This window comes from Methylobacterium sp. Leaf85 (genome assembly GCF_001422125.1).
GTDB classification, from domain to species: Bacteria; Pseudomonadota; Alphaproteobacteria; order Rhizobiales; family Beijerinckiaceae; genus Methylobacterium; species Methylobacterium bullatum.
On record NZ_LMME01000003.1, the window covers coordinates 58,755 to 82,227 of the forward strand.

The following is a 23,473-nucleotide window of genomic DNA, read 5'->3' on the forward strand; positions in this document are numbered from 1 at the left end:
GAACGACCGAGCCCGCACGCGCGTGGCCCATGATGGATTAAGTATCGCCGTGCCGTCCCCCGATGCGGCGCCGGCGCGGCAGCGTTCCGACGGGCGCGTCCGCGTGCGCGTCGTCCGCCACGGGATCGGCACGCATGTGGCCGACCTCTCCGAGGCCGGGCCGCTTCGCCTGCGGCTTCCGCGCCACGCCGCGGGGGCCTGCGAGGCGGTCCTCTTGAACACGGCGGGCGGCATCGCCTGCGGCGACGGGTTCCGGGTCGAGGCGGAGATCGGCCCGGGCGCCCATCTCGTCCTCACCACCACCGCCGCCGAGAAGATCTACAAATCCGACGGACCGTCGAGCCATGTGGGCACGCGGGCGGTGCTCGCCGAGGGGGCACGCCTCGACTGGCTGCCGCAGGAGACCATCCTGTTCGACCGGGCGCGGCTGGAGCGGCGGTTCGAGGCCGATCTCGCCCCGGATGCGCGGCTGCTCGCTTTCGAGGCCGTCGTCTTCGGGCGCACCGCCCGGCACGAGCGCCTGGATTCCGGCCTGTTCCGAGATGCGTGGTGCATCCGCCGGGGCGGGCGTCTGGCCTATGCCGAATCCCTCGCCTTCGACGGTCCGATCACGGCCCTGCTGGAGCGGACCGCCCTCGGCGGCGGCGCCCGGGCCATGGCGACACTCCTCGACGTCTCGCCCGATGCCGAGGCGCGGCTGGAGGCGTTCCGCAGCCACGTGGACGCGCTCGCGTCACCGGGGGTCGACATCGCCGCCAGTGCCTGGAACGGGCACCTCGTTGCCCGATTCCTGAGCGCCGCCCCCGACGCCCTGCGAGCGACGGCCGCGCGCCTCCTCGTGGCTTACCGGGGCATGCCGATGCCGCGGGTCTGGCAGAGTTAGAGGGGAGGGAGCTTCCCGTTCGCGCCGTGGATTCTGGAGGCCTCCTTCGAGGCCCGCTGGCGCGGGCACCTCAGGATGAGGTGGATGGGTGGGAAGAGGAAAATGTCGGCCCCGGTCAACCCCTTCTCATCCCACCAGAATCCTCATCCTGAGGCGCCGGAGCGAAGCGGAGGCCTCGAAGGAGGGCTCCAGCTGGCAATCCGGGTTCTGGAGGCCTCCTTCGAGGCCCGCTGGCGCGGGCACCTCAGGATGAGGTGGATGGGTGGGAAGAGGAAAATGTCGGCCTCGGTCAACCTATTCTCATCCCACCAGAATCCTCATCCGGAGGCGCCGGAGCGAAGCGAAGGCCTCGAAGGAGGGCTCCAGCGGGCACTCCGGGTCATGGAGGCCGCTTCAAGGCGCCCCGGGATGAGATCGTCGGGTGGGAGAGGGCGGACCTCGGCCCCGACGGCCCAACCGCTCGGCCGGTCGCCCCTCACGCCGCCGACCGCTTCTCCACGATCGTGGTCTCGATCAGCGTGTCCGGCTCGTAGAGCCAGCGCGCCATGGCGCCCGCCGTGACCGCACCGAGGATCGGCGCCAGCCAGAACAGCCAGAGCTGCCCCATGGCCTCCGCGCCCGCGAACAGGGCCGGGCCGCTGCTGCGCGCCGGGTTGACGGAGGTGTTGGTGATCGGAATCGAGATCAGGTGGATCAGGACCAGGGCGAAGCCGATGGGAATGCCGGCGAACCCGGTGGCCGCGCCCTTCGACGTCGTTCCGATGATGATGAACAGGAAGAAGAAGGTCGCGAGGGCCTCCACCAGGAAGCAGGAGAGCAATCCGTACTTGCCCGGGCTGAGCTCGCCGTAGCCGTTCGAGGCGAAACCGCCCGGCACCCATCCGGCCTTGCCGGAGGCGATGAGGTAGAGCACGCCCGCGCCGAACACCGCTCCGACGACCTGCGCCACGATGTAGGGGACCACGTGATGGTCGGCGCAGCGTCCGGCCGACCACAGGCCGAGGGTGACGGCCGGGTTGAAATGGCCGCCCGAGATATGCCCCACCGCATAGGCCATGGTCAGCACCGTGAGCCCGAAGGCGAGGGCCACGCCGAGAAAGCCGATGCCGAGGGCGGGGTAGGATGCGGAGACGATGGCCGCGCCGCAGCCTCCGAAGGTGAGCCAGAACGTCCCGAAAAACTCGGCCGTCGATCGCCGGATCGTGTCATGTGTCATGGCAGCCCCGCTCGAATGCAGGAGGAATTCTCATGTATTCACACCACGAGAATCGGCTTTATCCTTGGTCTTGACGCGCAGAACCTAGATTTCGCCACGCCCCCTGGCAATCGCTCATTGGGCGTATCCGATCGGACCGGCCGATGGGCGACGCCGTTATTGTGCAGGTTGCTTACCGCCCGAAGGCCGCTTCGGGGAGGGGCTCATGGACTTGCCCGGCCGACATCGCTATGGGCGGCGACGGCCGACGGGACGGCCGATGGGGGACCGGAACGTGGTCGAGACACATGCCGCCGCGCGCGAGGCGATCCTCGCCTTCATCGCCGGTCGCAATCCCGGCCTCGCGCCGGGTGCGGTGACCGGGTCGACCTCCCTCGTCACCAGCGATGCCCTCGATTCCATCGGCGTGCTCGACCTGATGATGGAACTCGGCGACCGGTTCGGCTTCGAGATCGAGGAGGACGCCTTCGCGCTCGCGCATTTCGAGAGCGTCGACGCCCTGGCCGCCTTCGTCGAGGCCAAGCGGGTCGGGGCGCAGCCCTGAGCGGGTCCGAGGACGCAAAACCGGTGACCCCTTTTGCCGAACCCGCTTAGCCCCATGCCGGCGCCCGCCCTGCTACCCGATCTCCTCGACGGTCCGGCCTGCGCGTCCGAGCGGATCGCCCTGGTCTCCGGCGACGAACGGCTGAGCTATGGCGGGTTGCGGGCCGAGGTCGAGCATTTGGCTCGGAGGCTGCGCGAGGACGGCGCCGAACCCGGCGACCGGATCGCCATCCTGCTTCCGAAATCCATCTCCGAATGCGTGGCGATCTTCGCCGTCGGCCGGGTCGGGGCGGTCGTCGTGCCGATCCATCCGAGCCTGCGCCCGCGTCAGGTCCGGCATATCCTGGCCGATTGCGGGGCGCGGTTCCTCGTCACCGACGCCACCCTCTACCCTCCCCCCGCAGAGGGGGGAGGGCTCGCACACCCGCTGATCGTCAGACTCGCCCCCGACACCGTCACCGCTCCGCCGCCCGGCCTCGCGGCGATCCTCTACACGTCCGGCTCCACCGGGCTGCCGAAGGGCGTGATGCTCAGCCACGCCAATCTCCTGGCCGGCACGCGGATCGTGCGCAGCTATCTCGCGATCGCGCCCGAGGACCGCATCCTCTCCGTCCTTCCGTTCTCGTTCGATTACGGCCTCAACCAGCTTCTCACGAGCGTCGAGCAGGGCGCCTGCCTCGTCCTCCTCGAGTTCCGCTTCGGCGACGAGGTGGTGCGGGCCATCGAACATCACCGGATCACGATCCTGGCCGGCGTCCCGACCCTCTGGACCCTGCTGACCCGCGCGGCGCCGAGGCTCGGCAAGGCGGATCTGTCGTGTTTGCGCATCCTCACCAATTCGGGCGGCGCGGTGCCGCAGGATACCGTGGCGCGCCTGCGCAGGGCGCTCCCGCACACCGATATCGTGCTGATGTACGGCCTCACCGAGGCTTTCCGCTCCACCTACCTGCCTCCGGGCGAGATCGACGCACGGCCGGGCTCCATGGGCCGCGCCATCCCGGAGACCGAGATCTTCGCCGTGGATGCCGACGGAAAGCGGACCCGGCCCGGCGAGCCCGGAATCCTCCACCATCGCGGTCCCACCGTGTCCCTCGGCTACTGGAACCGGCCGGAGGATACGGCCCGCGTCCTGGTGCCGGACCCGCGCTGCCCGCAGGACGGCACCCTCGTCTGCCGCTCCGGCGACCTCGTGGTGGAGGACGAGGGCGGCTATTTCCGCTTCCTCGGCCGCGAGGACGCGATGATCAAGAGCGCCGGCTTCCGCGTGAGCCCCACCGAGGTGGAGGAGGCGCTGATGGAGACCGGCGCGTTCCGGGCGGTGGCGGTGATCGGTCTGGCCGATCCCGGCCTCGGGCAGCGCATCCACGCCGTCGCCGTGCCGGCCGGGAGCGGCCCCGCTCCGGACGAGGTGCTGCAGGCCGTGCGGCGGACGCTGCCTCCGCACATGGTTCCGCGCGCCGTCGAGACCGTCCCGGCCCTGCCCACGACGCCCAACGGCAAGGTCGATTACAAGCGCCTCGTGGCGGAACGGACGAGCTATGTCTGACCCGATCGGCGACAGCCTCGCGGACCGCCTCGTCGCCGCCAACTTTTCGCGATGCGACGGCGTGCTCCATGTGGGCGGCCTCGATCTTCGCGGCCTCGCCGAGACCCACGGCACGCCGTTCTTCGTCTACGACGCCGCCCTCTTGCGCCGCGCCTATCGCGACCTCGCGGGGGCGGTCGCCGGCTTCGCGGTGGTGGATTACTCGGTGAAGGCCAACCCGGCCCCCGCGATCATCCGCGTCTTCCGTGACGAGGGGGCGGGGGCCGAGATCGCATCGGCTGCGGAATTCGCCGCGTCCTGGGCGGCCGGTGTCGATCCGCGCCACATCCTGTTCGCCGGGCCGGGCAAGAGCGACGCCGACATCGAGGCGACGGTCGCCGGCGGGATCGGCGAGATCCATCTGGAGAACGGCGAGGAGATGAGGCGCGTGGCCGAGGCCGCGGAGCGCCACGGCACCGTCCAGCGGGTGGCGATCCGGATCAATCCGGGGCCCGATGCGCAGGGGGGCGCCATGCGGATGGGCGGAAAGCCCTCGCCCTTCGGCTTCGACGAGGAGGAACTCGAGGCCGTCGTCGATGCGGTGGAAGCCGAGCCGCGCCTGCATCTCTCCGGCATCCACCTCTTTGCCGGGACGCAGGGGCTCGTCGCCGCGACCCTCCTGTCGCAATGGGCCTACGGACTGTCCCTGGCGGAGCGGGTAGCCGACCGGATCGCCCGGCCGCTGGAGACGATAGACCTCGGCGGCGGCCTCGGCATTCCCTATTTCTCCACCGACGCCGCCCTCGACCTCGACGCCATCCGCGACGGAATGCCGGCGCTCATCGCCCGTGTGACGTCGGATCCCCGCCTCAGGGAGGCGCGGATCGTGCTCGAACCCGGACGGTTCCTCGCCGGGCCGGCGGGCCTCTATGTGGCGCGGGTGAGGGCGGTGAAGGTCTCGCGGGGCAGCCGCTTCGTCATCACCGATGGCGGCATGCACCACCATCTCGCGGCGTCCGGCAATCTCGGTCAGGTGGTCAAACGCGATTACCCCGTGACGAGCGTGGTGGACCGGGGCGGCCCGCGTTCGCCCTGCGCCGTGGTCGGCCCGCTCTGCACGCCCCTCGACATGTTGGCCCGCACCACGCCGCTGCCGGACCTCACGGCGGGCGACCTCGTGGCCGTCCTGCAATCGGGCGCCTACGGGCTGACGGCGAGCCCCACCGGCTTTCTCAGCCATCCGCGACCGGCGGAACTCCTGGTGGACGAGGGCAGGGCGCGCGAGGTCGGCGCGGCGCGGCGGCCGGCGGACTGACGACGCGGCAAGCCTTCATGGGACAGCCGGCTCCTGACGAGCCACGGCATCGCCCCAAATCCATTTTGAATTGTGTCTCCAGTGGCTTACCTCATCCTGAGGTGGTCGGGTGGGAGAAGGCGAACTTCGGCCTCGTCAAGCCATTCTCATCCCGGCAGAATCCTCATCCTGAGGCGCCGCAGCGAAGCGGAGGTCTCGAAGGAGGGGTCCAGTTCGCGCGCCGGGTTCTGGAGGCCTCCTTCGAGGCCCGCTGACGCGGGCGCCTCAGGATGAGGTGGTCTGATTGGATGATCCACGTGGGCATCGGCATCCGTTGACGAATCGATTCGAACATGACCGAAGCAGGCTGGCATCGGCATGCCGATCCGCCGAGAGCCACCGAGTTTCGCAACGGAACGGAAACCCTCGCCGCGTTAGAATCCGCGGCGTTCGGACGCGATGCGGGAGGTGACCGATTGAGACGGGGTCTCGCCGTCAGGCAGAAATCGACCAAGCTCGAGTTTCTCAAGCACATCGTGGCCAGCACGCAGACGGGCCCGGAGGTCTTCTCGACCGTCATGACGAGCGACGACTATGCGCGCGACCACGTCCAGATGATCTGCGAATCGCTTCAGCTCGGCCTGACCCGCCTGTATCGGGACCGGGACGGATACGGCTACGAGGTGCGCATCACCCGCGCCGGCAAGCTCCTGGCGTTCGGCGAGATCGAGGCGGCGGCGGCCGTGCTCGATTCCGGCAGGGGGATCACGCGTCTCGCCGGTGACCCGCCGGAGGGCGCCCTCGGCACGCTCCTGGCTCCCGGCAGCAAGGGCATATCCCTCTACGGGATCGCCGCCCGGCAACACGCCCCCGAGATGATCCGCGGCGTCGCCACCGGCCACCTCTCCGTCGCGGATGGCGTCATCCAGGCATCCCCGCTCCTTACGAGGTCGACCGGATTGGGCGGATGGGGGGACATCGGCGGGCTCGCCCGTCCCTCGCGCGAACGCGAGACGACCTTGTCGCTGCCGTCGAGCCGTTCGACGCGGCATGTCTCGGCGCGAAAACCCTGAGCGGGTTTCGCGGAAGTGGTCCGCGGTTCTGCGATAAGAACCTGCGACACATCGAGGAGCCAAGCCGCCTGAAGCGTTGGCGTGCCAACGCGAGCCCGCTCAGGGCCTGGTTCCGCTCAGCCCTTGCGCTCCGTGAAGTCGCGAAACGCCTCGAGGGTCTCGGCGCTGACGTGATGCTCGATCCCCTCCGCATCGCGCCGCGCGGTCTCGGCGCTGACGCCGAGGGCACAGAGGAAGTGCTCGACGATGCGATGGCGCTCACGGCTCTGGGCCGCGAGCATGCGACCGCTCTCGGTGAGGAACACGCCGCGATAGGGCCGCTGCTGCACGAGGCCGTCCTCGGCGAGGCGCTTGAGCATCTTGGCGACGGTGGGCTGGGCGACGCCCAGGCGCGCGGCGATATCCACCTGCCGCGCCTCGCCGCCATCGCCGATGAGATCGGCGATCAGCTCCACATAATCTTCCACGAGTTCGAGGCGGCGCGCCTCGCGGGCCTGCCGGAAGCTCTCCACATGGACGTCCGGATCGACCAGAGGGGCGTCGGGCATGGATCGCGACGAATCCTGCATGATGCCGGGCACCCCTTGCTTCATCGGTGTCACGGATACGGACCATTCCGTTCCCGAGCCGTGTTTAGCCAAGGCCGGCCCCCGAGGGGAGCCCTAAACCGGGCCGTGATGCGCCCACGCGCAGGTGAGCGACGAATTCCCGGGCGAAAACCGGCAGCGCTTCGAGGGATCGCAGGCAGATGGTGAGGTCGCGCGCGGCCCAGGGGTCGAGGAGCGGCACGATATCGAGGCCCATGGAGCGCGCGGCGCGCCGGGCGGTGGTTTCGGGGACGATCCCGAGCCCGACGCCGCATTCCACCAGCCGGCACACCGCATCGAAGCCGCGCAGCTGGACCCGCAGCCGCATGAGCGGCCGCCCGGTGCGCATGGCTTTGTCGGCGAGGAAGCGGGTGATGGCGCTCGCCCGATCGAGGCCGACGAGGTCGTAATCCAGCACATCGGCGAACAGCACGCCGTCCCGCTCCCCCAGCGGATGGCCGGAGGGCATCACCGCCACGAACCTGTCCTGGCGGAACGGGTGGGTCTCCAGGGTGCCGGTATCCACCGTGCCGGAGACGATGCCGAGATCGGCGGCTCCCTCCGCCACGAGACCGACGATCTCGTCCGAGGTCCGCTCGACGATATCGACGCTCACGCCGGTATGGAGGGCGAGATAGGCGCTCAGGGCCTCCGGCAGGAATTCGGTGAGCGCGTGGGTGTTCGACAGGACCTTGATCTGGCCGATCGCGCCGCCCGCATAGGCGGCGAGATCCCCCTGCATCCGGTCGACGCCCTCCAGCAGGGAACGGGCATGGGCGAGGAGCGCCCGCCCGGCCGGCGTCAGGACGACGCCCTGGCGGCTCCGGCCGAGGAGGGCCGCCCCGAGGGAGACCTCCATCGCCCGGATCCGGCTCGACGCGGCCGCGAGCGCGAGGTTGGCGCGCGCCGCCCCGTGCGTGATCGACCCCGCCTCAGCCACGTGGCGGAACAGGCCGAGATCGACGAGGTCGAACCGCATCATCGGGCGGGCATGGGGCAGGCGGGCATGGGGCAGGCGGGCATGAAGCAGGTGGGCATGGGGAAAGAGACCGGCATCGGCAACACATCCTTAACCCTGTGGCGCGATGGTTCGGACATGGTTGTCCGTCGCCGCGTCCGTTCCGTCCTCATGCCGCTCGGCCTCTACGCCGTGTCCGCGCTCGTGGTCGGCTATTTCGTGCATCAGGCCGAGAGCGGCAACCGCGGCCTGGAGGCCAAGCGCGCTCTGAAAATTCAGGCCTACGGTCTGAAGCAGGAACTGAACGCCGCCAAGGCCGACCGGGCGATCTGGGAGCACCGGGTGGCGCTCCTGCGCAGCGAGCAGATCGACCGGGATCTCTTGGAGGAACGCGCCCGCATCGTCCTCGGCCGGGTCCACGCGAACGATGTCGTCATCATCAATCCCTGATCGTACCCCGATCGCGTTTTTCCCGTCGCATTCTGCCTGACAACTCGGCCGATCTGTCGACGGGACGGCCTCGCTTTCCGCAAAACCCTGTCCTAGAAACGGTTCCAGAAAAGCCGTTCACGGGAGGAAAGCCGATGGATGCCGCCAACGAAGCGGGTCAGGCGAAAGCCGATTCGGCCAAGGGTTCGGCTCAGTTGGGGACGGGGGGCGGAGACGCCTCGACGCATGCTCCCGCACCGAACACGCCCCAGTTCACCCGGGAGGAAGACCTCCACGCCTATCACGAGATGCTGCTGATCCGGCGTTTCGAGGAGAAGGCCGGCCAGCTCTACGGCATGGGCCTCATCGGCGGGTTCTGCCATCTCTATATCGGCCAGGAAGCTGTCGTCATCGGCATGCAGATGGCCTCGGTCGACGGCGACCAGACCATCACCGGATACCGCGACCACGGCCACATGCTCGCCTGCGGCATGGACCCGAAGGGCGTGATGGCCGAGCTGACCGGCCGGCGCGGCGGGTATTCCCGCGGCAAGGGCGGCTCGATGCACATGTTCTCCAAGGAGAAGCAGTTCTTCGGCGGCCACGGCATCGTCGGCGCACAGGTCTCGCTTGGAACCGGCCTCGGTTTCGCGGACGCCTACAAGAAGAACGGCAAGGTCAGCCTGACCTATATGGGTGACGGCGCGGCCAATCAGGGCCAGGTCTACGAGAGCTTCAACATGGCTCAGCTGTGGAAGCTGCCCGTGGTCTACGTGATCGAGAACAATCGCTATGCCATGGGCACGTCGGTGGCACGCGCCTCGGCGCAGACCGACTTCTCCAAGCGGGGCATCTCGTTCGGCATCCCCGGCGAGCAGGTGGACGGCATGGACGTCCGCACCGTCCGCGAGGCGGCGAGCCGCGCGGTGGAGCATGCCCGCTCCGGCCAGGGCCCCTACATCCTCGAGATGCAGACCTACCGCTATCGCGGCCACTCGATGTCCGATCCGGCGAAATACCGGACCAAGGACGAAGTCTCCAAGATGCGCGACGAGCACGACCCGATCGAGATGGTGCGCAAGCGCCTGATCGAGATGCACGGGGTGCCGGAAGCCGACCTCAAGGCCACGGACGCCAAGGTCCGCGAGACCGTCAACGACGCGGCCGAGTTCGCCACGCACGATCCCGAGCCAGATCCGTCCGAGCTCTGGACCGACATCCTGCTGGAAGCCCGCGCTTAAGGCCGACCTCGCGACGCTCCCCCCACCCGGGACATCTCCCGTGCCATGACGGCACGGGGAGAGCCACAGCGAGGGACCGAGAAGCCGCCGCTTCCTCTCCAGAAGGCCGCCCGCCAACCTACGGATCAAAAACCTCATGGCGACCGACATCCTCATGCCCGCGCTGTCTCCGACGATGGAGGAAGGCAAGCTCGCCAAGTGGCTCAAGAAGGAGGGCGACGCGGTCAAATCCGGCGATGTCCTCGCCGAGATCGAGACCGACAAGGCGACGATGGAAGTCGAGGCCATCGACGAGGGCATCCTCGCCAAGATCCTCATCGAGGAAGGCACGGAGGGCGTGAAGGTGAACACGCCGATCGCCATCATCGCCGGTGAGGGCGAGGACGTGGCCGCGGCGGCGGCGGGCGGCGGTTCGAAGCCCGAGGCTTCGGCCCCGGCGCAATCGGCCCCCACGCCGACGATGCAGGCCGAGGGCCAGGCCTCGGCACCGGCCGCCACGGCGAAATCCGGCGACGACAAGGCGAACGCTCCCGCCGCGCCGGCCGTCATCACCAACAAGGCGCCCGCGCCGGTGATGGAAGAGTTCCCCGCCGGCACCGAGATGGTGACCATGACCGTGCGCGAGTCGCTCCGCGACGCCATGGCCGAGGAGATGCGCCGCGAGGATTCCGTCTTCGTGATGGGCGAGGAAGTCGCCGAGTACCAGGGCGCCTACAAGGTGACCCAGGGCCTGCTGCAGGAATTCGGCGCCCGCCGCGTGGTCGACACGCCGATCACCGAGCATGGCTTCGCCGGCATCGCGGCCGGCGCCGCCTTCACCGGCCTGCGCCCCATCGTCGAGTTCATGACGTTCAACTTCGCCATGCAGGCGATCGACCACATCATCAACTCGGCGGCCAAGACCCTCTACATGTCCGGCGGCCAGCTCGGCTGTCCCATCGTGTTCCGCGGGCCCAACGGCGCCGCCGCCCGCGTCGGCGCTCAGCACAGCCACGATTACTCGGCCTGGTACTCCAACGTCCCCGGCCTCAAGGTCATCGCGCCCTACACGGCCTCAGATGCCAAGGGCCTGCTCAAGGCCGCGATCCGCGATCCGAACCCAGTGATCTTCCTCGAGAACGAAATCCTCTACGGCCAGAGCTTCCCGGTGCCGAAGCTCGACGATTTCGTGCTCCCCATCGGCAAGGCGCGTATCCACCGCACCGGCAAGGACGTGACCATCGTCTCTTTCTCCATCGGCATGACCTACGCGCTGAAGGCGGCGCAGGCTTTGGCCGAAGAGGGGATCGACGCGGAGGTCATCGACCTGCGCACGCTCCGCCCGATGGATACCGACACGATCGTGGAATCGGTGAAGAAGACCGGCCGCTGCGTCACCGTCGAGGAGGGCTTCCCGCAATCGGGCATCGGCGCGGAGATCATCGCCCGCCTCATGGCCGACGCCTTCGATTTCCTCGACGCCCCCGTCCTGCGGGTCACCGGCAAGGACGTGCCGATGCCCTACGCCGCCAACCTCGAAAAGCTCGCCTTGCCCAACGTCGCCGAGGTGATCCAGGCGGTGAAGGCGGTTTGCTATCGGTGAGCCTACCACGCCAACTTCCCTCCCCCTTGTGGGGAGGGATCGAGGGTGGGGGTGCTTCCGCCAGCCTCCGCACGTCGAGGGTCGCCCAACCACCCCCACCTCCAACTCCTCCCCACAAGGGGGAGGAGAGTAGAGCAGCACCATGACCGACAAGTTCCAGGAACTCTCCGCTCCCCCCGACGCCCTGAACAATGGCGGCATCGAGGTCGTGCGCGCCAGCGTGGTGGACGGCGCGGTGAGCGTGGCCCTGCGCCGCTCCTTCGACGATCCCTATACCTGGGGCCGCCTTCTCATCGACCTCGCCCGTCAGGCCGCGCGGGTCTACGCGCTGGAGACCGAGATGTCGGAGGAAGAGGCGTTCGAGCGCATCCGCGCCGGTCTCGATTCCGAGAGCTTCGACCCCGACCTGCCGCCCGGCGGCACACTCAACTGACCGCCCCGCCACGCCCATCCGCTGACGATCAGGATTCACACCGATGCCCATCAACGTCCTGATGCCCGCCCTGTCGCCGACGATGGAGAAGGGCAACCTCGCCAAGTGGCTCAAGAAGGAGGGCGACGCGGTCAAATCCGGCGATGTCCTCGCCGAGATCGAGACCGACAAGGCCACGATGGAGGTCGAGGCCATCGACGAGGGCATTCTGGCCAAGATCGTCGTGGCCGAGGGCACCGCCGACGTGCCGGTGAACGACCTCATCGCCATCATCGCCTCCGAGGGCGAAGACCCGAAGACCGTCGGGACCGCGGGCGATGGCGGCGCAAAAGCGGAGGCTCCCAAGGCCGATGCGCCCAAAAGCGACACGCCCGCACTGAACACCACCCCCGGCGACGGCCACAAATCCTACGCGCGGGTCGACGCGGCGCCGGACGGCGCCAAGCCGGATGCCGCGCCGCAGGCCGGGCAGGGCGGCCGCATCGTCGCCTCGCCGCTGGCGCGCCGCATCGCCAAGCTCGAAGGCATCGACCTGTCCGCCGTCTCGGGCTCCGGCCCGCATGGCCGCGTGATCGAGCGCGACGTCCGCGCCGCCATCGCCAGCGGCTCGGCCAAGGCCGGCGCGCCGAAGGCAGCCGCCCCCGCCGCAGCGCCGGCGCCCGCTCCGGCTCCCGCCGCGCCAACGCCCGCACCAAAGGCCGCCGCACAGGGGCTCACCACCGATCAGGTGCGCGGATTCTACCAGAAGGGCACGTTCGAGGAGGTTCCCCTCGACGGCATGCGCAAGACCATCGCCAAGCGCCTCACCGAGGCGATGCAGGTGGCGCCGCATTTCTACCTCACGGTGGATTGCGAGCTCGATGCGCTGATGGCCCTGCGCGAACAGCTCAACAAGAGTGCCGGCACCACCAAGGACGGCAAGCCGCTGTTCAAGCTCTCGGTGAACGACTTCGTCATCAAGGCGATGGGCCTGGCGTTGATGCGCGTGCCCGCCGCCAACGCGGTCTGGGCCGAGGACCGGATCCTGCGCTTCAACAACGCCGAGGTCGGCGTGGCGGTGGCCATCGACGGCGGGCTGTTCACCCCGGTGATCCGCAAGGCCGACCAGAAGACGCTCTCCACCATCTCCAACGAGATGAAGGACTTTGCCGGCCGGGCGCGGGCCAAGAAGCTGAAGCCGGAAGAGTACCAGGGCGGCGTCACCTCGGTGTCGAACCTCGGCATGTTCGGCATCAAGCACTTCACGGCGGTGATCAACCCGCCGCAATCCTCGATCCTGGCGGTGGGCGCCGGCGAGAAGCGCGTCGTGGTCAAGGACGGCGCGCCTGCGGTGGTTCAGGTGATGACCGCCACCCTGTCCTGCGACCACCGCGTGCTCGACGGGGCGCTCGGCGCCGAACTCATCTCGGCCTTCAAGAACCTGATCGAGAACCCGATGGGGATGCTGGTTTGATCGTTGTGGAAGGCTGAACTGGCCCTCCTCCCCCTTGTGGGGAGGAGTTGGAGGTGGGGGTGACTGGGTGGCCCACTGCGGAGTCCGGTGGAACCACCCCCACCCTCGATCCCTCCCCACAAGGGGGAGGGAGGTGCGCGAGCTTGGTGGGGTTCACGGGAGGCGACGGCCGATGCCATGGAAGGAACCGCCTCGGCACTCTGTCTCTCCGCGCGCCGCACTGAATGCGAAGAGCCTCCGCCGAACGTCGACAGATGCGGAGAGGCGATTGTGGCGGCACCTGAGGGATCGCCTTCCGATCGAAGGTTCGCATTTCCGTCGTCAGGTTGCACTGGGGCGGTACGTCGCCGATTTTTGCTGCTTGTCGGCACGGTTGATCGTCGAAGTCGATGGCGGGCAGCATAGCCACGACCACGCTGCCGCTTACGATGAGACCCGCACGCTCGCTCTCGAAGATCAAGGTTTCCGCGTTCTCAGATTCACCAATGCCGATGTGATGCAGCGGATCGACACCGTCCTCGACACGGTCTTCGCCGCCCTCGCCACTGCCTCGTCCGTCGCCCGCCAGTCTGGCGGAACCACCCCCACCCCCGGCCCCTCCCCACAAGGGGGAGGGGAGTAGGAGCGCGCCATGTCCAACACCTACGACATCCTCGTCATCGGCGCCGGCCCCGGGGGCTACGTCGCCGCGATCCGGGCGGCGCAGCTCGGGTTCAAGACCGCGGTGGTGGACCGCGAGCATCTCGGCGGCATCTGCCTGAACTGGGGCTGCATCCCGACGAAGGCGCTGCTGCGTTCGGCCGAGATCTACCATTACATGCAGCACGCCTCGGATTACGGGCTGTCGGCCGAGAAGGTCGGGTTCGATACAGCCGCCATCGTCAAGCGCTCGCGCGGCGTCTCGACCCGGCTCAACGGCGGCGTCGGCATGCTGCTCAAGAAGAACAAGGTCGACGTGATCTGGGGCGAGGCCGTCATCGAATCGGCCGCCAAGGGCAACGAACCCGGCAAGGTCACGGTGAAGGAGACGAGCCGCGCGCCCGCGCCGAAGGGGGCGCTCGCCGCCGGATCCTATTCGGCCAAGCACATCATCGTCGCCACGGGCGCCCGCCCCCGCGCGATCCCCGGCATCGAGCCCGACAAGAAGCAGATCTGGACCTATTACGAAGCCATGGTGCCGGAGACGATGCCGAAGAGCCTGCTCGTCATGGGCTCGGGCGCCATCGGCATCGAGTTCGCCTCGTTCTACCGCACCATGGGCGCCGAGGTGACGGTGATCGAGCTGCTGCCGCAGATCCTGCCGGTGGAGGATGCCGAGATCGCCGGGCTGGCCCGCAAGCGCTTCGAGAAGCAGGGCATCAAGATCCTCACCGGCGCCAAGGTGACGAAGGTGGAGAAGGCGGCCGATTCCGTCACCGCCACCATCGAGACGACGGACGGCAAGAGCCAGCAGCTGACGGCGGAGAAGCTCATCTCGGCGGTGGGCGTCGTCGGCAACATCGAGAATCTCGGCCTCGAGAAGCTCGGCATCGGCATCGAGCGCGGGATCGTCGTCACCGACGGCCTCGGCCGGACCAACGTGCCGGGCATCTACGCCATCGGCGACGTCGCCGGACCGCCGATGCTGGCCCACAAGGCCGAGCACGAGGGCGTGCTCTGCGTCGAGACGATCAAGGGGCTGCACACCCACGCCATGGACAAGGCCAAGATCCCCGGCTGCACCTATTGTCATCCGCAGATCGCCAGCGTCGGACTCACCGAGGCCAAGGCCAAGGAGCAGGGTTTCTCCGTGAAGGTCGGCCGCTTCCCCTTCGCCGGCAACGGCAAGGCCATCGCCCTGGGAGAGCCGGACGGGCTGGTGAAGACGGTGTTCGACGCCAAGACAGGCCAGCTGCTCGGCGCCCACATGGTGGGAGCGGAAGTCACCGAACTGATCCAGGGCTACGTCGTCGCCATGAACCTCGAGACCACCGAGGAAGACCTGATGCACACGGTCTTCCCGCACCCGACCTTGAGCGAGATGATGCACGAGAGCGTGCTCGACGCCTACGGCAAGGTGATCCACAGCTGAGCCCGGACACCCGTCTCGCGGATGTCCACAGGCTTCTATCGACCCCGTTAAGGATCCGTTAACCCTCGTGGCGTGTTCTGTCTTCGTTCTCAACGCGAGTCGGAGACGGGCCATGCCGAAGACGCTGACCAGGATCAGGAACGAGGATACGGCGGCGCCGGGCCTTCACTGCCCGGTGGAGGAGATCGCCCAGGCCTATCTCACCAGCACGGCGGGGGACGCGCAGATCGCCCTCCGCTGCGCCATCACCGACGCCCTGTCCGACCTGATGCAGGCCGAGCGCCGGGCGCGCGAGACCAGCCGGTTGATTTCGCGGGGCTATGTCCGCTCCGGCCTCAGGGGCTGAAACGCGTGTTAAGCCGACCACATCGCTCGAAGCGCGCACCCGCCGGCGCATGCCCCGCCTGTCAGCCTCGGCCGAGTTGCGATTGACCCACGACAAGGATGCGTAGGGCAGGGGCAGGGGCAGGGCGACTCGGCATGTCTGGCCGGCCTCCATGGTGCTCCCCCACTGCAACGGAGGGCTTTGAGAGCCTGTTTGATTTGTATTTCCAAAGCCTTACCTCATCCTGAGGTGCCGCGTAGCGGCCTCGAAGGAGGCTTCCAGGTATCGCATCGGCATCTGGAGGCTCCTTCGAGGCCCCTTGCTCAAGCAAAGGGCACCTCAGGATGAGGTGGTCTGCTGAGACGACCCGCTCTGGCACGAGCATCCGCTAGTAAGTTCAATCAACCAAGTTACGAGGTCTGAAACAGCGGTCGTTGCTCTTTACATTAGCCGCCATCACTGTGTCCGCGACACCCCGCTCACCCGCCAGATCACCTTCCCTACATCATCGCTCACCAGCAGCGCCCCGGTCTTGTCGAGGATCACGCCCACCGGCCGTCCCTGCGCCTTCTCGTCGGCGTCGAGGAAGCCGGTGAGCGCGTCCACCGGCTGGCCGGTGGGTTTGCCGTCCTTGAAGGGGACGTAGATCACCTTGTAGCCGCTCTTCGGGCGGCGGTTCCATGAGCCGTGCTGGGCCACGAAGAGGCCGCTTGTCCACGCCTCCGGCAGGGTCGATCCGTTGGAGAAGGCGATGCCCAGAGACGCGGTGTGGGTGCCCACCGCATAGTCCGGCGCGATGGCCTTGGCGACGAGGTCGGGCTTCTGCGGCGACACCCGTTCGTCCACGTTTTTGCCCCAGTAGCTGTAGGGCCAGCCATAGAAGCCGCCTTCCTTCACCGAGGTGACGTAGTCGGGCACGAGGTCGCTGCCGATCTCGTCGCGCTCGTTCACCGCCGTCCAGAGCGCACCGGTGGTGGGCTCGAAGGCGAGGCCGTTGGGGTTGCGCAGGCCGGTGGCGAACTCGCGCATCTGCTTCGTGGCGATCGTGTATTCCCAGATCGCGGCGCGGCCCGTCTCCTTGTCGAGACCGTTCTCGCCGACATTGCTGTTCGAGCCCACGGTGACGAAGAGCTTGGTACCATCCGGGCTCGCGATGACGTTCTTCGTCCAATGGTGATTGATGCCGGACGGCAGCGCGACCACCGTCTCGGGCTTGGCCGCGATCTCGGTCTGGCCCGGCGCATAGGGCACCTTCACCAAGGCATCGGCATTGGCGACGTAGAGGTCGCTGCCCACCAGGGCCATGCCGAAGGGCGAATGCAGGCCGGAGAGGAAGACGTGGCGCGCCTCGGCGACACCGTCGCCGTTCGTGTCGCGCAGGAGGACGATCCGGTCCGGGCTCGGCACGCCGGCGCCGGCCATGCTCTTCACCTTGTCGGCGACCCAGTCGGCGATGCCGGTGGAGGGGTCGTCGGTCTTGGGCTTGTTCGCCTCCGCCACCAGCACGTCGCCATTGGGCAGGAGGTACATCCAGCGCGGATGGTCGAACCCGCCCGCGTAGGCCGCGACCTGAAGCCCCGCCGCCGCCTTCGGCTTGGCGCCGTTCTCCCAGCGGGCGACGCGGGCGATGTTCACGGTGGGCATCAGCGTCGGGTTCGGCGCGGGCAGGGTGGGGTTGGGTCCTATGCCGGCCGAGGCTTCGAGACTGGCCTTCTCGGGGTAGACGACGAAGCGGAGGAACGCCGCTCCGCCAAGAAGCGCTACGCCCAAGGCCGCAAGGCCGAGCTTCGATCGTTTCCGCATGGTGGTGACCCTGGATCCGCGCCCGAGCCGGACGCCCTTCGCTCAGGTTATATGGGCGAGATGAGATTTGGCTACGGCAAGGGAGCGATCAGCCCGGGGCGGATCCGCGTCTCGCCACGGTCCGGTTCGTGACGCCATCGGGCTGGGAGGGCCTCGGACGGGCGGTCTGCTCGCCCCGCATGGGCGCTCCGGCAAATCCGCCGAAATCCTCCCGGAACTGGTCGACAATCTCGCCGGAGGTCTCGACGCAGCGGCCGATATACTGCGAGAGCGCGGGGGGAGGGGCGAAGCCCTCAGCCAGGAGGCGGGTGTTGTCGAAGGTCACGTCGAGTTCGCAGAACCGGTAATAGGCCTGCAGCGCCCGGAACATCGCCACCTTGATCGCCTCGTCCATGCCGAAGACCTCGGTGAAGCGCCTGTGGAGGGTCGCCCGGTCGCGGGCGGAGAATTCCTCGTAGTGGCGCGGGCTCTCGGCCGGGTCGACGCGGTCGAGGGTGCGGCCGAGCTCGCTCCAGCGGGTGCGGCTCGAGGTGCCGGCGGAGAGGTGGTAGGTCCGGTGGGCGAGGGCGGGCCTCGCGAGCATCTCCACCAGGGTGTCGGCCACCCAATCGGTGGGGACGATGTCGACGGTCCCGTCGCGGGAGCCGGCGACGAGCCGCAGCCGGTCGCAGGCGCGGATCACCCAGAGGATGCTCGAACCCGGCCGGGCGCCCAGCGTGGTGTGGCCGAGCACGATGGAGGGGCGTGCGACCACCAGGGGCAGGTCGGCGAAATGGGACGCCAGCGACATTTCGGCCGCGGCTTTCGAGGCGCTGTAGGGCACGAGATGGATGGCCTCCGCGTCGGGGTAGCGCGTCTCGTCCACCGTCGCGGGCGGCTGGCCTCCGCAGATCATCGCCGTGCTCACATGGAGGAAACGGTCGAGCCGCGGCATCCGCGCCGCGCGCCGGGCCAGGGCCAGGGTGCCGTCATGGTTGGTCCGGTGGACTTTTTCCTGCGCCCACCACGACGTGTCGGCGGCCAGATGCAGAACCTGCGTCACCGCATCGAGGCGCGGATCGGCGATCGTGTCGGCATGGGTGAAATCCCCCGCGACGATCTCCACACGCTGCGCGAGACGCTGGGCGTTCAGGGCATTGGTGAAGCGCCCGAGACGCGCCGCGATGCGCTGACGCCCGGCCTCCTCGTCCGAGGCCCGCACCAGGCAGACCCATTCGGTATCCGTCTTCATCGCCAGGGCACGGTGCAGGACGGCACCACCGATGAGCCCCGTCGCACCCGTCAAAAGAATTCGACTCACGGCACTCGCTCCAACGGCCGCGTATCCGAAACGACGTCGCGGCAACCCAAAGAGAGTTAAGAGAACGTTAACGAGATGCTGACAAGTCGACGGAAATCAATACGTAGAATTTTACGGATCTATACGAAGCTTGTTCAGAATATAGTTAAAATTAATAATTAATTTTCCGCATCGTTCTTGCTCAGGCCGGGTATCGCGCCAGGAGCGGACGTTCCTCACGCCGAACGGTCGGCACCGTCGCGGGCGATCCGGCGTCGCAGTCCCCGCCCAGTTCCATGCCGCCGCGACTTGCGCTGCGGGGGAGAGCGTCACAGGTAGGACCCATAGCGGGGCGACCGGCACGCCCCGCTCCTTGCGAAGGAGCGACGGGTATGAATGGAGAAGTCTACGGTGCGCTGGGGCAACCGGGCGTGGGATTGTTCATGGCGATCGTCATCGGCGCCCTGGCGGGCTGGCTCGCGGAACAGTTCACCTCGGCGAATATGGGCCTCTTCGCCAACATCGCGATGGGCATCCTCGGCGGTCTTCTCGGCAACTATCTGGCCGCCAAGCTCCACATCCCGGTCTACGGCTTCTGGCGCAACCTGCTCTCGGCCACGGCGGGGGCGGTGATCATCATCACCATCTACAGGGCCATCCGCGGGCGCGGCATGAGCTACTGACAGGTTCGGCGGATCGTTTCCCGATCGTTTGCGATGCGGGAGCCGAGTCATTACCTTTCGAACCGAGCGCCGGCCCGTTGCCGGCGCAGCTTGCCCGGTATGCCATGGCCGTCGTCCTCGACCTCCTGCGAAACGACCAGCGCCCCCGGCACCCGGAAAAGGCGCATCGCCCGGACAACCCGATCCAGCGCAAGCCCGACTGGATCCGGGTGAAGGCACCGGGTTCGCCCGGCTGGAACGCCACCCGCGCCATCGTGAAGGAGCATGGCCTCGTCACGGTCTGCGAGGAGGCGGGCTGCCCCAATATCGGCGAGTGCTGGGAGAAGAAGCACGCCACCTTCATGATCATGGGCGACACCTGCACGCGGGCCTGCGCCTTCTGCAACGTGCGCACCGGCCTGCCCAACGCCCTCGACGGGGACGAGCCGGCCAAGATCGCCGATTCCGTGGCCAAGCTCGGCCTGCACCACGTGGTCATTACCTCGGTGGACCGCGACGACCTCGCCGATGGCGGGGCCATGCATTTCTTCCGCACCATCCGGGCCATCCGCGAGCGCAGCCCGGCCACCACGATCGAGGTGCTCACCCCCGATTTCCTGCGCAAGGACGGTGCGCTGGAACTGGTGGTGGAGGCGCGGCCCGACGTGTTCAACCACAACATGGAAACGGTGCCGGGCAACTACCTCACCGTCCGCCCCGGCGCGCGCTACTTCCATTCGGTGCGGCTGCTGCAGCGGGTGAAGGAGCTCGACCCCACCATCTTCACCAAGTCCGGCATCATGGTCGGCCTCGGCGAGGAGCGGAACGAGATCGTCCAGCTCATGGACGACCTGCGCTCGGCGGATGTGGACTTCCTCACCATCGGCCAGTACCTGCAGCCGACGAAGAAACACCACGAGGTGAAGCGCTTCGTCCCGCCCGACGAATTCAAGACCCTTGAAACCACCGCCTATTCCAAGGGTTTCCTCCTCGTCTCGGCGACGCCCCTGACCCGCTCCTCGCACCATGCGGGCGAGGATTTTTCACGATTGAAGGCCGCCCGGCTCGCTCGCCTCGCGCCTGCCAACGCCTGAGGGCCGATGCCTTCCTTCCGGATCAACCGCGCGGTGCGCCACTCGCCGCAGCAGATGTACGACCTCGTGGCCGACGTGGAACGCTATCCGGAATTCCTGCCGCTCTGCGAATCCCTGCGCGTCCTGCGCCGCCAGCCCGGCCCGGACGGCACCGAGATCCTCGTGGCCGAGATGGGAGTGGGCTACAAGGCGATCCGCGAGCGCTTCACCACCCGCGTCACCCTCGATCCGCAGAACCTGAAGATCGTCGCCGAATATATCGACGGGCCGTTCCGGCACCTCGAGAACCGCTGGGGTTTCAAGGAGAGGTCGCCGAGCGGCTGCGACGTCGACTTCTTCATCACATACGAGTTCAAGAGCCGTACCCTCGGCCTCCTCATGGGCACGATGTTCGACCGCGCCTTCCGCAAGTTCACCGATGCGTTCGAGGGCAGGGCGGACCGGGTGTACGGCGCCGCCTGACGCGCCGGTGCCCGTTCTCTGACAGGCTACTGGATCCACACATCTGCTCGACGGCCGTTTCTCTACCCTTGAGGGTTCGACATGAGGCGCGACGGGCTCCCTCTCCTGAAAGGAGAGGGGATCCGTGCTGCCCGCGAGATGTGTGGCGCCGTAGATAAGACGGGCGGACAATGCCGGGCGGGGCCCTAGATACAGGTGCGCAACGCCACCGGAGAACACCCCCGTGAGACCGATCCCGATTCTCGCCTTCGCCCTCGCCTTGAATGCGGGCCTTGCCGGCTTCGCCGTAGCGGACCAGCCCGGCCCCGACTGGCTGCCGGTCGATCAGGTCAAGAAGGCGCTGATGGCCGAGGGCTACACCGAGATCACGAAGCTCGAGGCCGATGACGGCCATTGGGACGGCGAGGGCATCAAGAACGGCCAAAAGATGAAGTTCGATGCCGATCCGAAGACGGGCGCGATCCTCGGCGAAGTCGCCGATTGAGAGCCGGTTTGATCGGATTCCTCAGCGAATCTCACGCTGAAGCAGATCATCCAACCAGAGCACCTCATCCTGAGGTGCCCGTGTCAGCGGGCCTCGAAGGAGCCCTCCAGTGTTCGCGCGATCCCTGGAGCCCTCCTTCGAGGCCGCTCCGCGGCACCTCAGGATGAGGCAGAGCCTTGGAAAAAACCTAAAATAGGCGACTCAGTCCCTACCGACCGGCTCCACGGCCCTGCCGAACAGCTCCAGCGCCTCTGCCACAGCGAGGCGGCGGATCTCGGTGCGGCCGAGATTGCCGTAGCGGCGTTCGATATGCCGGGTCGCGGCGCCTCTGCGGGCGAGGCCGAAATGCACGAGGCCCACGGGCTTGGCCTCGCTGCCGCCGCCCGGGCCGGCGATGCCGGTGATCGAGACCGCCACATCCGCGTGCGAATGGGCGAGCGCCCCCTCCGCCATGGCGCGGGCCACGGATTTGCTCACCGCCCCGTGGGTCGCGATGAGGTCGGCGGGCACACCGAGCATTTCGGATTTGGCGTCGTTGGAATAGGTGACGAAGCCGCGCTCGACCACCGCCGAGGAGCCGGGCACGGCCGTGAGCAGCCCGGCGACGAGGCCGCCGGTGCAGGATTCGGCGCAGGCCGCGCGAAGCCCGGCGGCGGCATAGGCCGCCACCAGCGCCTCGGCGCGAGCGAGGAGCGCCGGGTCGTCGATCACGCCGCGTCGTCTTCCGGCAGGCGGATCGTCGCCGCCGCCTGGGCCGCGAGTCCCTCGGCGCGGCCGACGAAGCCGAGCTTCTCGGTGGTCGTCGCCTTGATGGAGACCGAACTCAGCTTCACGCCGCAGATCTCGGCGATGCGGGCGCGGATGGCCTCGCGATGGGCGCCGATGCGCGGGGCTTCGGCCAGGACGGTGATGTCGAGATGGTCGATCCGGCCGCCCCGGTCGCGGACGAGCTTCACCGCATGGGCTAGGAAGCGGTCGGACGAGGCGCCGCGCCATTGCTCGTCGCTCGGCGGGAAATGCGTGCCGATGTCGCCATCCGCGATCGCCCCGAGGAGGGCGTCCGTGAGGGCGTGCAGCGCCACGTCCCCGTCGGAATGGGCCAGCACGCCGCGATCGGCGGGGATCTTCACGCCGCCGAGCCAGACATGGTCGCCTTCGGTGAAGGCGTGAACGTCGAAGCCGGTCCCGAGGCGGGTCACGTAGGTCGTCATGGAATCGGTCTCTGGTTCGGAGAGCAGGGCATCGCTGCCGGAAAAGCCGCGGTCGGCCTCGATCAGGTCCGAGGGCTGGGTGATCTTGCGGTTGCGCGGGTCGCCCTCGAACACCACCACGTCGAGCCCGGCCCATTCGGCCAAAGCCCCGTCATCGGTGAAGCCGTGGAGATCCGCCTCCGCCGCCTTGCGGTGGGCGGCGAGGAGGGGCGCGAAGGCGAAGGCCTGAGGGGTCTGGACGGCGCGCAGGGATTCGCGTGCGGGGGTCTCGCGCACCCGGCCGATCCCCGTCCCGAGATCCTCGACGATCTTGATCGTATCTGTGACGGCGATGCCGGGCACCGCCGCGCCGTGGTCACGACCGGCGACGAGGGCGCGGTCGATCAGCGCCTCGTCCACATGCGGGCGGGCCGCGTCGTGGACTAGGACGAGGCCCGGCGCGCCCGTCACCGCCGACCTCCCGGCCAAGGCTTCGAGACCGGCCAAGGCTTCGAGACCAGACCTGACGGATTGCTGGCGCGTGGCGCCGCCCTCGACGGGGGCCGCGAGCTTGGCGCGCAGAACGGGGTCGAGTTCCGCGACGCAGGCGTGGTAGAACGAGGCCGCGTCCGCGGCGATCACGGGCTGGATCACCGCGAGGTCGGGATGGGCCGCCAGTGCGGCGAGGGTCCGTGTGAGGACCGCGCGTCCGCCGACGCTGCGATATTGCTTGGGAACGTCACCGCCGATGCGGATCCCGCGGCCGGCTGCGACGACCACCGCGGCGTTCCAGGCGGTGCCGGACATGGAAAAGTGCTCCCGCATCAGTTCGAGGTAGCGTGGATGGCTGGGGTGGTCTGTCGTTTAAGCGGGGCATAGCCTGAAA

Annotated in this window: 24 protein-coding genes; 17 read left to right on the forward strand and 7 right to left on the reverse strand. The window is 68.2% G+C overall.

The genetic code is table 11. The features are described 5' to 3' along the window. The first annotated feature begins 22 nt into the window (after positions 1-22). Positions 23-883, forward strand: coding sequence for an urease accessory protein UreD (locus ASF08_RS03670; protein ID WP_056141497.1), 861 nt, complete (start codon positions 23-25; stop codon positions 881-883). A gap of 475 nt (positions 884-1,358) precedes the next feature. Here ASF08_RS03670 and aqpZ read toward each other — a convergent pair whose 3' ends face one another. Next, entirely contained in the window at positions 1,359-2,099 is a 741-nt protein-coding gene (gene aqpZ, locus ASF08_RS03675; protein ID WP_056141500.1) for an aquaporin Z, read from the reverse strand. 274 nt (positions 2,100-2,373) lie between these two features. Between aqpZ and ASF08_RS03680 the strand changes: the two genes are divergently transcribed. From ASF08_RS03680 to ASF08_RS03695, 4 genes are all read left to right on the forward strand, one after another. Next, positions 2,374-2,643, forward strand: coding sequence for an acyl carrier protein (locus ASF08_RS03680; protein WP_238254079.1), 270 nt, complete (start codon positions 2,374-2,376; stop codon positions 2,641-2,643). A 54-nt stretch (positions 2,644-2,697) separates the two neighbouring features. Continuing rightward, positions 2,698-4,188, forward strand: coding sequence for an AMP-binding protein (locus tag ASF08_RS03685; protein WP_056141505.1), 1,491 nt, complete (start codon positions 2,698-2,700; stop codon positions 4,186-4,188). Next, positions 4,181-5,482, forward strand: a complete 1,302-nt coding sequence (locus ASF08_RS03690) for a type III PLP-dependent enzyme (protein WP_056141508.1) — start codon at positions 4,181-4,183, stop codon at positions 5,480-5,482. Before ASF08_RS03685 ends, ASF08_RS03690 begins: the two co-directional genes overlap by 8 nt. Positions 5,483-5,937: 455 nt before the next feature. Next, complete coding sequence (locus tag ASF08_RS03695; RefSeq protein WP_156629437.1) at positions 5,938-6,534, forward strand: hypothetical protein; 597 nt, start codon at positions 5,938-5,940, stop codon at positions 6,532-6,534. Positions 6,535-6,650: 116 nt separating this feature from the next. On the opposite strand, the gene mntR is transcribed toward ASF08_RS03695, so the two are convergent. Both mntR and ASF08_RS03705 read right to left on the reverse strand, forming a co-directional pair. Next, entirely contained in the window at positions 6,651-7,103 is a 453-nt protein-coding gene (mntR, locus tag ASF08_RS03700) for a manganese-binding transcriptional regulator MntR (RefSeq protein ID WP_056141711.1), read from the reverse strand. 64 nt (positions 7,104-7,167) lie between these two features. Beyond that, positions 7,168-8,103 (reverse strand): LysR substrate-binding domain-containing protein, encoded by a 936-nt coding sequence (locus tag ASF08_RS03705; protein WP_187273487.1) that lies wholly within the window; start codon positions 8,101-8,103, stop codon positions 7,168-7,170. Between the two features lie 114 nt (positions 8,104-8,217). On the opposite strand from ASF08_RS03705, the gene ASF08_RS03710 reads away from it, so the two are divergent. From ASF08_RS03710 to ASF08_RS03745, 8 genes are all read left to right on the forward strand, one after another. Then, positions 8,218-8,529, forward strand: a complete 312-nt coding sequence (locus tag ASF08_RS03710) for an FtsB family cell division protein (protein WP_026175812.1) — start codon at positions 8,218-8,220, stop codon at positions 8,527-8,529. A 134-nt stretch (positions 8,530-8,663) separates the two neighbouring features. Next, entirely contained in the window at positions 8,664-9,749 is a 1,086-nt protein-coding gene (gene pdhA / locus ASF08_RS03715) for a pyruvate dehydrogenase (acetyl-transferring) E1 component subunit alpha (protein ID WP_056141516.1), read from the forward strand. 136 nt (positions 9,750-9,885) lie between these two features. Continuing rightward, positions 9,886-11,331, forward strand: a complete 1,446-nt coding sequence (locus ASF08_RS03720) for a pyruvate dehydrogenase complex E1 component subunit beta (RefSeq protein WP_018043097.1) — start codon at positions 9,886-9,888, stop codon at positions 11,329-11,331. Between the two features lie 142 nt (positions 11,332-11,473). Further along, positions 11,474-11,764, forward strand: coding sequence for a DUF5076 domain-containing protein (locus tag ASF08_RS03725; protein ID WP_018043098.1), 291 nt, complete (start codon positions 11,474-11,476; stop codon positions 11,762-11,764). Positions 11,765-11,807: 43 nt separating this feature from the next. After that, complete coding sequence (locus tag ASF08_RS03730; protein ID WP_056141519.1) at positions 11,808-13,217, forward strand: pyruvate dehydrogenase complex dihydrolipoamide acetyltransferase; 1,410 nt, start codon at positions 11,808-11,810, stop codon at positions 13,215-13,217. 172 nt (positions 13,218-13,389) lie between these two features. Continuing rightward, complete coding sequence (locus ASF08_RS03735; protein WP_082473037.1) at positions 13,390-13,839, forward strand: endonuclease domain-containing protein; 450 nt, start codon at positions 13,390-13,392, stop codon at positions 13,837-13,839. Between the two features lie 9 nt (positions 13,840-13,848). Next, on the forward strand, positions 13,849-15,288 hold the full coding sequence (gene lpdA, locus ASF08_RS03740) for a dihydrolipoyl dehydrogenase (RefSeq protein ID WP_056141521.1): 1,440 nt from the start codon (positions 13,849-13,851) through the stop codon (positions 15,286-15,288). Between the two features lie 112 nt (positions 15,289-15,400). Next, complete coding sequence (locus ASF08_RS03745; protein ID WP_056141524.1) at positions 15,401-15,634, forward strand: hypothetical protein; 234 nt, start codon at positions 15,401-15,403, stop codon at positions 15,632-15,634. A 435-nt stretch (positions 15,635-16,069) separates the two neighbouring features. Here ASF08_RS03745 and ASF08_RS03750 read toward each other — a convergent pair whose 3' ends face one another. Together ASF08_RS03750 and ASF08_RS03755 are read right to left on the reverse strand one after the other, a co-directional pair. Then, on the reverse strand, positions 16,070-17,416 hold the full coding sequence (locus ASF08_RS03750; protein WP_056141526.1) for a PQQ-dependent sugar dehydrogenase: 1,347 nt from the start codon (positions 17,414-17,416) through the stop codon (positions 16,070-16,072). Positions 17,417-17,504: 88 nt separating this feature from the next. Beyond that, positions 17,505-18,716 carry an SDR family oxidoreductase gene (locus tag ASF08_RS03755; RefSeq protein WP_244474442.1) on the reverse strand — a complete coding sequence of 404 codons (1,212 nt, stop codon included), beginning with the start codon at positions 18,714-18,716 and terminating at the stop codon, positions 17,505-17,507. A gap of 371 nt (positions 18,717-19,087) precedes the next feature. On the opposite strand from ASF08_RS03755, the gene ASF08_RS03760 reads away from it, so the two are divergent. The 4 genes from ASF08_RS03760 (at position 19,088) to ASF08_RS03775 (ending at position 21,397) form a co-directional block, all read left to right on the forward strand. Beyond that, the gene (locus tag ASF08_RS03760; protein ID WP_018043105.1) at positions 19,088-19,378 is read left to right on the forward strand and encodes a GlsB/YeaQ/YmgE family stress response membrane protein; all 291 of its coding nucleotides are present in this window, start codon (positions 19,088-19,090) and stop codon (positions 19,376-19,378) included. Positions 19,379-19,482: 104 nt separating this feature from the next. Continuing rightward, entirely contained in the window at positions 19,483-20,451 is a 969-nt protein-coding gene (gene lipA / locus ASF08_RS03765) for a lipoyl synthase (protein ID WP_056141717.1), read from the forward strand. Positions 20,452-20,457: 6 nt separating this feature from the next. Next, positions 20,458-20,913 (forward strand): type II toxin-antitoxin system RatA family toxin, encoded by a 456-nt coding sequence (locus ASF08_RS03770; protein ID WP_056141533.1) that lies wholly within the window; start codon positions 20,458-20,460, stop codon positions 20,911-20,913. A gap of 223 nt (positions 20,914-21,136) precedes the next feature. After that, entirely contained in the window at positions 21,137-21,397 is a 261-nt protein-coding gene (locus tag ASF08_RS03775; protein WP_056141536.1) for a PepSY domain-containing protein, read from the forward strand. Positions 21,398-21,598: 201 nt separating this feature from the next. Here the strand turns inward: ASF08_RS03775 and ASF08_RS03780 are convergent, their stop codons facing one another. Both ASF08_RS03780 and ASF08_RS03785 read right to left on the reverse strand, forming a co-directional pair. Continuing rightward, positions 21,599-22,108 carry a CinA family protein gene (locus tag ASF08_RS03780; RefSeq protein WP_056141539.1) on the reverse strand — a complete coding sequence of 170 codons (510 nt, stop codon included), beginning with the start codon at positions 22,106-22,108 and terminating at the stop codon, positions 21,599-21,601. Further along, positions 22,105-23,394 (reverse strand): bifunctional 2-C-methyl-D-erythritol 4-phosphate cytidylyltransferase/2-C-methyl-D-erythritol 2,4-cyclodiphosphate synthase, encoded by a 1,290-nt coding sequence (locus ASF08_RS03785; RefSeq protein ID WP_056141541.1) that lies wholly within the window; start codon positions 23,392-23,394, stop codon positions 22,105-22,107. The genes ASF08_RS03780 and ASF08_RS03785 overlap by 4 nt, the downstream gene beginning before the upstream one ends. Positions 23,395-23,473 lie beyond the last annotated feature (79 nt).

What these genes read in the sequence shown, in the direction of transcription:
- ASF08_RS03705 (WP_187273487.1), bottom strand. Translation starts at nt 8,103, where the DNA reads ATGATGCGGTTCGACCTCGTCGATCTCGGCCTGTTCCGCCACGTGGCT.
- aqpZ (WP_056141500.1), bottom strand. Translation starts at nt 2,099, where the DNA reads ATGACACATGACACGATCCGGCGATCGACGGCCGAGTTTTTCGGGACG.
- pdhA (WP_056141516.1), top strand. Translation starts at nt 8,664, where the DNA reads ATGGATGCCGCCAACGAAGCGGGTCAGGCGAAAGCCGATTCGGCCAAG.
- ASF08_RS03770 (WP_056141533.1), top strand. Translation starts at nt 20,458, where the DNA reads ATGCCTTCCTTCCGGATCAACCGCGCGGTGCGCCACTCGCCGCAGCAG.
- ASF08_RS03785 (WP_056141541.1), bottom strand. Translation starts at nt 23,394, where the DNA reads ATGTCCGGCACCGCCTGGAACGCCGCGGTGGTCGTCGCAGCCGGCCGC.
- ASF08_RS03735 (WP_082473037.1), top strand. Translation starts at nt 13,390, where the DNA reads ATGCCATGGAAGGAACCGCCTCGGCACTCTGTCTCTCCGCGCGCCGCA.
- lpdA (WP_056141521.1), top strand. Translation starts at nt 13,849, where the DNA reads ATGTCCAACACCTACGACATCCTCGTCATCGGCGCCGGCCCCGGGGGC.
- mntR (WP_056141711.1), bottom strand. Translation starts at nt 7,103, where the DNA reads ATGCAGGATTCGTCGCGATCCATGCCCGACGCCCCTCTGGTCGATCCG.
- ASF08_RS03690 (WP_056141508.1), top strand. Translation starts at nt 4,181, where the DNA reads ATGTCTGACCCGATCGGCGACAGCCTCGCGGACCGCCTCGTCGCCGCC.
- ASF08_RS03725 (WP_018043098.1), top strand. Translation starts at nt 11,474, where the DNA reads ATGACCGACAAGTTCCAGGAACTCTCCGCTCCCCCCGACGCCCTGAAC.
- ASF08_RS03685 (WP_056141505.1), top strand. Translation starts at nt 2,698, where the DNA reads ATGCCGGCGCCCGCCCTGCTACCCGATCTCCTCGACGGTCCGGCCTGC.
- ASF08_RS03720 (WP_018043097.1), top strand. Translation starts at nt 9,886, where the DNA reads ATGGCGACCGACATCCTCATGCCCGCGCTGTCTCCGACGATGGAGGAA.
- ASF08_RS03745 (WP_056141524.1), top strand. Translation starts at nt 15,401, where the DNA reads ATGCCGAAGACGCTGACCAGGATCAGGAACGAGGATACGGCGGCGCCG.
- ASF08_RS03710 (WP_026175812.1), top strand. Translation starts at nt 8,218, where the DNA reads ATGGTTGTCCGTCGCCGCGTCCGTTCCGTCCTCATGCCGCTCGGCCTC.
- lipA (WP_056141717.1), top strand. Translation starts at nt 19,483, where the DNA reads ATGGCCGTCGTCCTCGACCTCCTGCGAAACGACCAGCGCCCCCGGCAC.
- ASF08_RS03750 (WP_056141526.1), bottom strand. Translation starts at nt 17,416, where the DNA reads ATGCGGAAACGATCGAAGCTCGGCCTTGCGGCCTTGGGCGTAGCGCTT.
- ASF08_RS03760 (WP_018043105.1), top strand. Translation starts at nt 19,088, where the DNA reads ATGAATGGAGAAGTCTACGGTGCGCTGGGGCAACCGGGCGTGGGATTG.
- ASF08_RS03730 (WP_056141519.1), top strand. Translation starts at nt 11,808, where the DNA reads ATGCCCATCAACGTCCTGATGCCCGCCCTGTCGCCGACGATGGAGAAG.